Annotated in this window: 7 protein-coding genes; 5 read left to right on the top strand and 2 right to left on the bottom strand. The window is 69.3% G+C overall.

Annotated features, from left to right (window positions below; translation table 11 throughout):
- Positions 1 to 3: 3 nt before the first annotated feature.
- The gene (locus C8046_RS06615) at positions 4 to 1,176 is read right to left on the bottom strand and encodes an amino acid ABC transporter substrate-binding protein (RefSeq protein WP_216628972.1); all 1,173 of its coding nucleotides are present in this window, start codon (positions 1,174 to 1,176) and stop codon (positions 4 to 6) included.
- Complete coding sequence (locus C8046_RS18630; RefSeq protein WP_199224407.1) at positions 1,086 to 1,274, bottom strand: hypothetical protein; 189 nt, start codon at positions 1,272 to 1,274, stop codon at positions 1,086 to 1,088. The genes C8046_RS06615 and C8046_RS18630 overlap by 91 nt, the downstream gene beginning before the upstream one ends.
- 166 nt (positions 1,275 to 1,440) lie before the next feature.
- Here C8046_RS18630 and C8046_RS06610 point away from each other — a divergent pair, with 166 nt between their 5' ends.
- The 5 genes from C8046_RS06610 to mmsB all read left to right on the top strand — a co-directional run bounded on the left by C8046_RS06610 (position 1,441) and on the right by mmsB (position 11,739).
- Positions 1,441 to 2,484, top strand: coding sequence for a LacI family DNA-binding transcriptional regulator (locus tag C8046_RS06610; protein WP_199224406.1), 1,044 nt, complete (start codon positions 1,441 to 1,443; stop codon positions 2,482 to 2,484).
- A gap of 367 nt (positions 2,485 to 2,851) precedes the next feature.
- The gene (locus C8046_RS06605) at positions 2,852 to 7,396 is read left to right on the top strand and encodes a PQQ-dependent sugar dehydrogenase (RefSeq protein ID WP_146197080.1); all 4,545 of its coding nucleotides are present in this window, start codon (positions 2,852 to 2,854) and stop codon (positions 7,394 to 7,396) included.
- 333 nt (positions 7,397 to 7,729) lie between these two features.
- On the top strand, positions 7,730 to 8,920 hold the full coding sequence (chvE, locus tag C8046_RS06600) for a multiple monosaccharide ABC transporter substrate-binding protein (protein ID WP_109228754.1): 1,191 nt from the start codon (positions 7,730 to 7,732) through the stop codon (positions 8,918 to 8,920).
- 90 nt (positions 8,921 to 9,010) lie between these two features.
- Entirely contained in the window at positions 9,011 to 10,564 is a 1,554-nt protein-coding gene (gene mmsA / locus C8046_RS06595) for a multiple monosaccharide ABC transporter ATP-binding protein (protein ID WP_109228753.1), read from the top strand.
- Entirely contained in the window at positions 10,561 to 11,739 is a 1,179-nt protein-coding gene (gene mmsB / locus C8046_RS06590) for a multiple monosaccharide ABC transporter permease (protein WP_109228752.1), read from the top strand. The genes mmsA and mmsB overlap by 4 nt, the downstream gene beginning before the upstream one ends.
- The last annotated feature ends 11 nt before the right edge of the window (positions 11,740 to 11,750 follow it).

Below are 11,750 nucleotides of genomic sequence, written 5' to 3'. Positions count from 1 at the left end.
CCGTCACCACTCGGGCTTGGGGTAGATGAACGCGGCCTCGGCGGCCTCGTCCGGCAGCACGATCTCGATCGCGCCGTCGACGTACTGCTGGATGAGGTGGGCGCCCTGCGGCTTGCCCGTCTCGTCCCAGGTCAGCGGCCCGACGACGGTCTCGACCTCGTTCTCGCGCAGCCAGTCGATGAGCTGCTGCTGGCAGTCGCCCTGCTCGGCGCAGCCAACGGCCTCGACGGCGGCCGCGACGACCTGGCCGGTCGTGTAGGCGTTGGCCTCGTCCTCACCCGGGGGGTTGCCGTGGATCTCGGTGTAGGCCTCCACGAAGTCGACGTTCGAGGGCCAGGTCGCGTCCGGCGTGTAGCCGGTCGGCGAGAGGATGCCCTCGGTCTTGGAGCCGATGGCCTCGGAGAACTCCGGGTTCGTCGGCGCGGTGGAGAAGGCGGCGAGCTTGGGCTGGTAGTTCAGCTGCTGCAGCGCCACGATCAGGTTGACCGCGTCCTGGTACTGCGTGCCGCCGATGACGACGTCGGCGCCCGAGTCGCTGATCTTCGCGGCGATGGGGGAGAAGTCCGTGGTGTTCGGGGGGTAGACCTCGTCGACGACGATCTCCAGCCCGCCCTCCTCGAGCTTGTCCCGCAGGCCGTAGGCGGTGCCCTGGGCGAAGGGGTCGTCCATCGAGGCGACGGCGACCGTCTGCGGGCGCTCGGCCTCCGGCATCGCCAGGATGTGCTCGGCCAGGTAGTTGTAGTGGTCGTCCGCGATCGCCGGGGCGGCGTAGAAGAGGTTGTCGAAGCCCTGCTCGAAGACCTCCTGGGCGGCACCGGCCGGCTCGACGAAGAGCATGCCGTACTCCTGCGCGATGCGTGCCGAGGGCACGACCAGGCGGGTGGAGAAGGGGCCGAAGACCAGGTCGACCTCGTCCTGGGCGATGAGGACCTCGTAGTCCGCCACCACGCGGTCGGCGTTGCTCTGGTCGTCGAGGATCTTCAGCTCGACCTGGCGGCCCAGCAGCCCGCCGTTCTCGTTCACGATCTGGGCCCAGGCCTCGTAGCCGCGCTGGACGCCCTTGCCGGGCTCGGAGAAGTCGCCGGTCAGGGGAGGGAGATGCCGATGACGATCGGGTCGTCGGACCCGCCGTCCTCGGAGTCGTCGCCGCCGCCGTCGCCGGGGCCGCCGGAGCACGCAGCGAGCGTGACCATGGTGGCGACGCCGATGCTGGCGATGACGGTTCTGCGTCGGTTCGTGCCGGTGCCGCGGGTGCGGCGGGGAAGTCGTGCCACGGGATTGCTCCTACCTCGTCGTAAGAAGACAGCCACTGAGGGACCGCTGCGCCGGGTGAGTTTGGGAAAGCGCATTCGTAAGCGGTTACCGCACCGTATGCTGCCGATGTGATCTACGCAACACCACGTTCGTGGGTTGCGCACGGCGAGGGCGAGGGAGCGGCTCGTGACGGTACGACTGAAGGACGGCGACGGGCCTGCAACTCCGCGGCTCACGGACGTCGCCGTCCTGGCCGGGGTCTCCATCGCGACGGCGTCGCGCGCCCTGTCCGGGACCGGCACCGTCTCGGAGGGCCTGACCCGCCGGGTGATGCAAGCCGCCGACGAGCTGCGCTACGTCGTCAACCCGCACGCGCGCTCGCTGGCGGGCGGCTTCAGCTCGGTCATCGGGCTGATGGTCTACGAGATCGACGACCCCTACTTCGGCGAGATCGCGGGCGGGGTGATCCAGGTGGCCGCCGAGCACGGCTGGAGCGTCCAGGTCAGCCACCAGGACCGCGAGGCCGCGAGCGACCTCGCCGGCGTGCGGCTGCTGCGGAGTCAGCGCGTGGGCGCGATCGTGATCGCCGGCTCGGGCTACCGGGACCCGACCAAGAACGCCACCGTCAACCGCGAGCTGGAGGCGTTCGCGGCGTCGGGTGGCCGACTCGTGGCGATCGGCCACCGCGACATCGACTGCCACTCGGTGCTGCCCGACAACGTCGGCGCGACCCGCGCGGCGGCCGAGCACCTCATCGCGCTCGGGCACCGGCGTCTCGGCGTCGTCTCCGGCCCGGACTCCCTGACCACGGTCGCGGACCGGCGCACGGGCATCGAGCTGGCCGCCGCGGCCGCCGACGGCGTCGACGTCGCCTGGGAGCACGCGGCGTTCACGCGCGACGGCGGACGGCTCGCCGCCGCGCGGCTGCTCGACGCCCACCCCGACCTCACCGCGATCATCGCGCTCAACGACACCATGGCGATCGGTGCCCTGTCGGTGCTGCGGGACCGGGGGATCGACGTGCCCGGGGCCGTGTCCGTGACCGGGATCGACGACATCCAGGTCGCGCAGGACCTCGCGCCCGCGCTCACCACCGTGCGGCTGCCGATGGCCGCGATGGGGCGGCAGGCGGCGCTGCTCGCGCTGCAGCCGCCCGCGGGCGGGCCGACGTTCGTGGAGGTCGGGCTGGAGCTGGTGGTCCGGTCCTCGACGGCCCCGCCGCCCGCGTAACGCCGCCCGCCGGCGCCCGTCGTCGCCCGCCGCTGCCACCGGCCCGCCGGCCCGCCGCCCGCCACCGCTGGCCGGCGCGCCGCCGCCGCGACCACTCGAGCGGCACCCCGAACCCGAGCGGCGACGATCGTGCGCGTCGCGGGGGACGTCCGCGACGTCGTCGCAGGTCACGGGCGTGCGAGCGCCTGGCCGACCGAGGATTGCCGCTGGATCGGATCGGGGTGCCGCTGCCGCGGTTCGGGAGGCAGGCGGGGCCCCGCAGAACGGAGAGCGGTTTCCAACTCGGATCGCACCTCTTGTCGAGCAAGGCCAGCCATGCAACGCTGTCCCCGCGTGAAAGCGCTTCCCAACGACGAGGAGCCAGACGATGACGTCAGCACGATCCAGATCCAGGCGTGTCAGGGCGGGCCTTGCGCTCGGCCTGTCCGTGGCGCTGGGGGCCACGATGGCCGCCGTCCCCGCGTCCGCCGTCCCGGACGAGAACCCGCCACCCCCGGCGGACGAGTCCCTCGCGGCAGCCGCCGTCGAGGGGTTCACCGAGCACCTCACCTTCGAGGGGTACACGGTCGGACCGCTGTCCGGCCAGGACGGCTGGACCGCCCACTCCTCGGCCCAGGTCGTCCTCGACCCGGTCAACCAGAACAACCGCGCGCTCGAGCTCACCGGTCCCAACCGGTCGGCCTACCGCGCGATCACGGAGATCCCCGACGGCGAGACCGGCACCGTCTTCCTCCGGATGCGCCGGGACGCCCTCTCGGACAACTCCTTCGGCGTCACCGACGTCGACGCCCCCTCGACCACGAGCCACAGCCGCGCCTACGTCAACAACCAGAACAACGACATCCTCAAGGTCCGCAACGGCGGCGCGTTCGCCGACGTCGGCACCTGGTCGGAGGACGTCTGGCAGTGCGTGTGGATCGTCGCCGACAACGCCGCCGACCGCGTCACCGTCTACAGCCAGGGCGGCATCTACGCCTCGCAGACCCGACTGCCGGCCGGTGCCGAGCAGACCTTCGGCTTCCGCGAGGCCGTCAACGGAGCCCTCGACCGGTTCTTCTGGATCAACGGAGGCAACAGCAACGGCCGGATCATGATGGACGACCTCGCCATCGACCCGACCGGCGCCAACCTCGCGCTCCCGACCGGCAACCCCGGTGACTGCGAGACCGTGCCCGTCGTCGAGCAGCCGTTGCTCAACCCGCTTCCCGACCCGACACCCGTCTCCCTCGGCATCGAGGTCGAGGAGCTCGCGCAGCTGCCCGCCTCCACCACGACGCCGGCCACGCAGGACCAGCGCCTCATCCGGCACAACCGCGTCCAGCACGTCGACGAGGTGCCGGACGGCTCGGGCCGCCTGGCCGTCCCCGACATGAACGCGATCCTCTACCTCGTGGACGAGGACACGGGCGAGTACGTGGACTACCTCAACGTGCGCAACGCCTTCATCGACAACTTCCACAACCACGCCGGCCTGGGGACGGGTCTCGGCTTCGCCGAGTTCCACCCGGACTTCGCCACGAACGGGAAGTTCTACACGGTCCACACCGAGGCGGGCACGGCCCTGACGCAGGACACCCCGGACTTCCCGGCCTACGGCTCGACCGGGTTCCACAGCGTGCTGACGGAGTGGACGGCGACCGACCCGGCGGCCGAGCGTTTCGCCGGCACCAACCGCGAGGTGCTGCGCGTGCCGTTCAACGGACGCGTCCACACGATGCAGCAGATCGCGTTCAACCCGACGGTGGAGCCGGGTGACGCGGACTACGGCAACCTGTACCTCCTGGTCGGTGACGGCGGCAACGGCGTGAACAACGCCAACCCGCAGAACCTGGCCACGCCGCAGGGCACGATCATGCGGATCAACCCGCTCGGCACCGACAGCGCCAACGGCTCCTACGGGGTCCCGGCCGACAACCCCTTCGTCGGCACGGCGGGTGCGCTGCCCGAGATCTACGCCGTCGGCATGCGCGACCCGCACCGCATCAGCTGGGACCTCGAGGGTGACCACACCCTCTACATGGCCCACATCGGTGAGTGGCAGGTCGAGTCCGTCTACGCCGTCGAGCCGGGGGACAACTTCGGCTGGTCCGAGCGCGAGGGCTCGTTCGTCGCCCGCGACCGCCAGATCTTCCCCCTCCCGGCCGACGACGCGACGGAGTTCGACTTCACCTACCCCGTGGCCGCCTACGACCACAACCGCGACCCCGGCCAGACCGGCGACGCGGGCGTGGCCGTCAACGGCGGGTTCGTCTACCGGGGCGACATCGAGGCGCTGCAGGGCAAGTACCTGTTCACGGATCTCGTGCGCGGCTGGGTGCTCTCGACCGAGGCCGACGAGATGATCCGCAACGACGGCGACCCCGCCGACCTCGCGGAGATCTCGCAGCTGAAGGTCTTCGTCGACGGCGAGGAGACCACGTTCTCCGAGCTGGTCGGCAGCCAGCGGGTCGACCTGCGTTTCGGTTCCGACGGCGAGAACCAGCTCTACCTGGTCTCGAAGGCCGACGGAAAGATCTGGAAGGTCGTCGGCGCCCGCGAGGGCGACGTCGAGCCGCCCTTCGAGGCGGCCCCGCAGGTGCTGCCCGAGCTCGCGAGCAACCTCGTGGCGCACTACGCGTTCGACACCCCCGCGGCCGGCGACCTGACGAAGGAGGCTGACCTCGGGCAGTCCGGGACCACGATCGACCTGGTGAACGGCGGTCGGGAGATGCGGGTGCACGACGCCGCGTACCCCGGTGCCGGCCGGGCGCTCCAGACCCAGCAGCTCAGCAAGAACGCCGCGACCAACGACGACTGGAAGGCGGGTGTGTACAACGCCGCCGGCGTCGAGACCCTGCGGCCGTTCAACGGCGCCGACGCGACCTCGATCATGGGCTGGTTCAAGCCCACGGGAGAGATGCCGGCGCTCAACTCCAACACGGCCGACCTCTCCGACCGCTACAACGCCATCGGTCTGGCGGGCATCCTGTCCGGCAGCTCCGACGGCCACGCGGTGCGATCGCTGCTCGAGGTCATCAACGTCAACGGCAAGCCGCACGTGGTGGGCCTGGCCCGCCGCGTCGACACGGGCAGCTCGTGGACCTACGCGGCCGAGCTGCCCTGGGACGAGATCCTCCGCAAGGGGGAGTGGGTGCACCTGTCCGCCTCGTTCGACTTCGTGGGCGGCACCATGGCGCTGTACATGAACGGTGAGCCGCTCGACGGCTTCTACAGCCCCGTCGCCAACCCGTGGGGCGCGGGCGGTTCGAGCGACACCGATCCGCGCGGCATCAAGATCGGCGGCAGCTACCCGCAGAACACCCGCGAGCAGAACCCGTTCAACGGTCGGATGGACGACCTGATGTTCCTCGACACGGCGGTGACGCCGGAGCAGGTGGCGGCGCAGTACGCCCGGTACGCCGTCGAGGAGCCGACGCCCACCGCGCCCGCGGCGTGCTCGCCGGACGAGCTGACCATCACCGACGTCGCCGGCGCCGGGAACTGGGCACCGCGCACGCCGTCCAAGTGGCAGTTCACGAACGGGGAGGTCATCCTCGCCGAGGCCGGCACGAACCCGAACGACGGCATCCGTCGCCCGTTCGAGTACGCGGTGCTCAGCGAGGGTCCGGTGCTGGGGGACGTGGTGATGGAGGCCGAGGTGAAGCTCGACGCCCCGCCCGACGTCAACAACCGGGACGTCATCCTGGTGTTCGGCCACACGTCGGACACGGAGTACTACTACGCCCACCTCTCGCAGGACAACACGATCTACGCCCACAACGGCATCTTCAAGGTCGACGGCGTGGACCGGGAGCGGATCGACGACCAGTGGAACGGCACGATCGGCGCGCCGCCGGCCGTGACGGACGACGACTGGCACCAGGTCCGGCTGACGCACTGCGTCGAGACGGGCGAGATCTCGGTCCAGGTCGACGGACTCTCCCAGCCGCTGCTCACGGCCACCGACTCCACGTTCACCGAGGGTCGCGTGGGCTTCGGCTCGTTCGACAACACGGGCCGGTTGCGCAACCTCACGGTGACGGCCACGCCCGTCGAGGAGCCGGTGGTTCCGGCCGCGGTGATCGTGACGCCGGCGACGGCGGAGCTCGAGGTCGGTGAGACCGTCCAGCTCTCGGCTGCGGTGGTTCCGGCCGGGGCTCCTCAGGAGGTGACCTGGTCGAGCTCGGCCGTCGGTGCGGCGACCGTGTCGGAGAGCGGTCTGGTGACGTCGGTCGCGCCGGGGACGGCGACCGTCACGGCGACCTCGGTCGCCGACGGTGCGGTGGCGGGTACGGCCACGATCACCGTCGTCGAGGCGGACGTGCCGCCGGAGCCGATCACGTTCGTGGACGTGGCCGAGGGTGATCTGTTCTTCGACGAGATCACCTGGCTGGCCGGGCGCGGCATCACCCGGGGGTGGACGCTGCCGGACGGCAGCACGGAGTTCCGCCCGGTGACGCCGATCGCGCGTGATGCGATGGCGGCGTTCCTGTACCGGTTCGCGGGTTCGCCGGACTTCACGGCGCCGGAGGTCTCGCCGTTCAGCGACGTGGCCACGGACAACCAGTTCTACGAGGAGATCGCGTGGCTGGCCGAGGCGGAGATCTCCACGGGCTGGGACAACGGTGACGGGACGGCGAGCTTCCGTCCGTTGGAGCCGATCGCGCGTGATGCCATCGCGGCGTTCCTGCACCGCTACGCCGAGGGTGCGGGTCTGGTCGACCAGGGGTGGACCCCGCCGGTGGTCTCGCCGTTCAGCGACGTGAGCACGGGCAACCAGTTCTACGCCGAGATCGCCTGGCTCGCCGACAGCAAGATCGCGACGGGGTGGATCGGGGAGGGCAACGACGGCAGGGACATCTTCCGTCCGCTCAACCCGGTCAACCGGGACGCCATGGCGGCGTTCCTGTTCCGTCTCGACCAGAGGCGCTGACACCAGCACGACCAGCACGGCCGCAGCCCCCGGGAGCCCCTCCCGGGGGCTGCGGTGCGCGAACGCCCTCGCCTGACCTCCGAACGGCGTCGTTCCAAGTCGGCAAGCGTTGTCTTCGAGATCCAAACTCAATCCTGAGCCCGAGGCGGTTCAGCGGCCAAAATTCGTGACCAAACCGTAACCGGATGCGCTCCCGCTCGGCTTGACTTTGAGAACCGAAGACAAGAGAGTCGTGCCATCGGATCCGAGCAAGACGCTCGGACCGCACCGCAACGGGGATCGGGCGAAGCAGCCCGGGCCGTTGATCCTGGCAATGACGCGAAGGAGTTTTTCATGCGTGTTCGTAAGTACGGTTCCGCCGTGGCTGTCGCCGCCGCTACCGCGCTGGTCCTGTCCGCCTGTGGTGGCGGTGGCGCCGGTTCGAGCGAGTCGACGTCCTCCGCCGGTGGCACCGACGAGTCCAGCTCCGACGGTGGCGAGGCCCCCGCGGCCGGCGACATCACGGTGGGCGTCTCGATGCCGACCCAGACGTCCGAGCGCTGGATCGCCGACGGCGACGCCGTCAAGGCCGGCTTCGAGGACGAGGGCTACACCGTCGACCTGCAGTTCGCCAACGACGACATCCCCACCCAGTCGCAGCAGGTGGACCAGATGATCACGAGCGGCGTCGACCTGCTCATCATCGCCGCCATCGACGGCACGGCCCTCTCGGGTCAGCTCGCCGCCGCCGCGGCCGCCGACATCCCGGTCATCTCCTACGACCGCCTCATCCGCGACACCGAGGACCTCGACTTCTACGTCACGTTCGACAACTTCGAGGTCGGCGTCCAGCAGGGCACGTCCCTCCTCGTCGGTCTCGGCGTCCTCAACGCCGACGGCACCGAGGGCACGGAGACCGGGCCGTTCAACATCGAGCTGTTCGCCGGCTCGCTGGACGACAACAACGCGAAGTTCTTCTTCGACGGCGCCATGTCGGTCATCCAGCCGTACATCGACTCCGGTGTGCTGGTCGTCCCGTCCAACCAGACCTCGATCGACCAGGTCGCCACGCTGCGCTGGCAGCAGGAGGTCGCCCAGAAGCGCATGGAGGACCTGCTGACGGCGTCCTACTCGGGCGACGCCGAGGTCGACGGCGTGCTCTCGCCGTACGACGGCATCTCGCGCGGCATCATCACGGCCCTGCAGAACGCGGGCTACGGCACCACGATCGCCGACGGCCTGCCGATCGTCTCCGGCCAGGACGCCGAGATCGCCTCGGTGAAGCTCATCGCGGACGGCGTCCAGTTCGCGACGATCTTCAAGGACACCCGCAAGCTCGCCGACCAGGCGGTCGCCACGGGCAACCAGATCCTCGCCGGCGAGGAGCCCGAGGCCAACAACACCACGGACTACGACAACGGCGTCTTCGTCGTCCCGTCCTACCTCCTGGAGTCGGACATCGTCTACGCCGACAACATCGAGTCGCTCCTCGTGGACTCGGGCTACTGGACGGCCGACGAGGTCGCGTCCGGCCAGGCTGGCTGAGCCTCCCCGCTCACCGCAGCTCACCGTCGTGCCGGTCCCACCTCCGGGTGGGGCCGGCACGACCCCGCGTCGTGAAGTAAGGAGCTGGACATGAACCCACCCATCCTCGAGATGCGTGGAATCACCAAGACCTTCCCCGGGGTCAAGGCGCTTCAGGATGTGTCCCTGAGCGTCGCGCGCGGCGAGATCCACGCGATCTGCGGCGAGAACGGGGCAGGCAAGTCGACGCTCATGAAGGTGCTGTCCGGGGTCTACCCGCACGGCAGCTACGAGGGCGACATCGTGTTCGAGGACGAGACCGTCGCGTTCTCCACGATCAACGACTCCGAGGCCAAGGGCATCGTGATCATCCACCAGGAGCTGGCCCTCAGCCCCTACCTCTCCGTCGCCGAGAACATCTTCCTCGGCAACGAGCAGCGTGGACGCGGCGGCCTCATCGACTGGAACCACACGAACGCCGAGGCCGCGAAGCTGCTGGCCCGCGTCGGTCTGTCGGAGAACCCCACCACCCCGATCAGCCAGCTGGGCGTCGGCAAGCAGCAGCTCGTGGAGATCGCGAAGGCGCTGTCGAAGGAGGTGAAGCTCCTCATCCTCGACGAGCCCACCGCCGCGCTGAACGACACCGACTCCGAGCACCTGCTCGACCTGCTCCGGCAGCTGCGCGACCACGGGATCACCTCGATCATCATCTCCCACAAGCTGGGTGAGATCGAGGACATCGCCGACTCCACCACGATCATCCGTGACGGCAAGTCGATCGAGACCCTCGTGATGTCGGAGCACACCGGCATCCAGGACCGCATCATCCGCGGGATGGTCGGCCGCGACCTCGAGCACCGCTACCCGGCGCGCGACTCCAGCCCTGGCGAGGAGATCCTCCGCGTCGAGAACTGGACCGTGCACCACCCGACCCAGACCGGCCGCAAGGTCGTCGACGGCGCGAACTTCTACGTCCGCGCCGGCGAGGTGATCGGCATCGCCGGGCTCATGGGTGCCGGTCGCACCGAGCTGGCGATGAGCGTCTTCGGCCGCTCCTACGGCAAGGACATCTCGGGCCAGGTCTACGTCCACGGCAAGCCCACGGACACCTCGACCGTCCCGAAGGCCATCAAGGCCGGCATCGCCTACGCCACGGAGGATCGCAAGGTCTACGGCCTGAACCTCATCGAGGACATCCGCCGCAACATCTCTGCGGCGGCCCTCGGCAAGCTCTCCAGCAACGGCTGGGTGAACGGCAACGAGGAGCTCGCCGTCGCCGAGCGCTACCGCAAGGACCTCGGCGTCCGGACCCCGAGCGTGATGGCGCTGGTCGGCAAGCTCTCGGGCGGTAACCAGCAGAAGGTCGTGCTGGCGAAGTGGCTGTACACCGACCCCGAGGTGCTCATCCTCGACGAGCCCACCCGCGGCATCGACGTCGGCGCGAAGTTCGAGATCTACCAGCTCATCAACACCATGGTCGCCGCCGGGAAGGCCGTCGTGGTCATCTCCTCGGAGCTGCCCGAGATCCTCGGGACGTGCGACCGCGTCTACACCCTCGCCTACGGCCGCATCACCGGTGACGTGCCCGTGGCGGAAGCATCTCAGGAGCGCCTCATGGAGCTCATGACCCAGGAAAAGTCTGATCAGAAGGAGACCGTCCGATGACCGCCATCGCCAACGTGTGGGAGCTGGCGCAGCGCAACCTGCGCCAGAGCGGCATCCTCGTCGCCTTCGTCGCGATCGTCGCGCTGTTCGCGTTCCTGAACTCGAACTTCCTCTCTCCCGGCAACATCACGAACATCGTCCTGCAGTACTCCTACATCCTGATCCTCGCGATCGGCATGGTGATCGTGATCATCGCGGGTCACATCGACCTGTCGGTCGGATCGGTGGTGGCGCTCGCGGGTGCCGTCTCGGGAATCCTGGTCATCAAGAACGGCATGCCGTGGTGGGTCGGCGTGCTGGCCGCTCTCGCCGTCGGCTTCCTCGTGGGTGTCTGGCAGGGCTTCTGGGTCGCGTACGTCGGGATCCCCGCGTTCATCGTGACGCTGGCGGGCATGCTGCTCTTCCGCGGTCTCGCCGCCCGCGTGCTCGAGAACATCTCGCTCTCGCCGTTCGGCACGCCGTACACGGACATCGCCGGTGGCTTCCTCAACGGGCTGTTCGGCGGCAACGGGTACGACGTCTTCACCCTCGTGGTGTTCGCCATCGCCGTCGTGGGGCTCGCGTTCTCCCAGTGGCGCGCCCGTCAGGGCAAGATCCGCTACCAGCAGGCCGTCGAGTCGATCTGGCTCTTCGTCCTCAAGCTGGTGCTGATCGCCGCCGTCGTGATGTGGTTCGCCTGGCAGCTGGCCAACAGCCGCGGCCTGCCGATCATCCTCATCATCCTGGCCGTCCTGATCCTGGCCTACTCGGTCATCACGCAGCGCTCGGTCTTCGGCCGCCACGTCTACGCGATCGGTGGCAACCTGCACGCCGCCGAGCTCTCGGGCGTGAAGGTCAAGAAGGTCAACATGTGGATCTTCATCAACATCGGCACGCTCGCGGGCCTCGCCGGCGTCGTGTACTCCTCCCGCATGAACGGCGCCCAGCCGTCCGCCGGAAACATGTTCGAGCTCGACGCGATCGCGGCCTGCTTCATCGGTGGCGCCTCGACCACGGGTGGTGTCGGTCGCGTCACCGGCGCCATGATCGGTGCGCTGATCATGGCCGTGATGTCCAACGGCATGCAGCTGATGGGTCTGGACCAGTCGTTCCAGCAGATCGTCAAGGGCCTGGTCCTGCTGCTCGCCGTCGCATTCGACATCTTCAACAAGCGTCGCGCCGGTATCGCCCGCTGACGCGGGTGGTG

The organism is Serinibacter arcticus (genome assembly GCF_003121705.1).
Classification (GTDB): domain Bacteria; phylum Actinomycetota; class Actinomycetes; order Actinomycetales; family Beutenbergiaceae; genus Litorihabitans.
The sequence above is the reverse complement of the archived record's forward strand: the minus strand, read 5'-3'. Positions and strand labels throughout refer to the sequence as shown.

Bases quoted from the DNA above. Each gene is read 5' to 3' on its own strand.
- C8046_RS06605 (WP_146197080.1), top strand. From the start codon at position 2,852: ATGACGTCAGCACGATCCAGATCCAGGCGTGTCAGGGCGGGCCTTGCG.
- chvE (WP_109228754.1), top strand. From the start codon at position 7,730: ATGCGTGTTCGTAAGTACGGTTCCGCCGTGGCTGTCGCCGCCGCTACC.
- mmsA (WP_109228753.1), top strand. From the start codon at position 9,011: ATGAACCCACCCATCCTCGAGATGCGTGGAATCACCAAGACCTTCCCC.
- mmsB (WP_109228752.1), top strand. From the start codon at position 10,561: ATGACCGCCATCGCCAACGTGTGGGAGCTGGCGCAGCGCAACCTGCGC.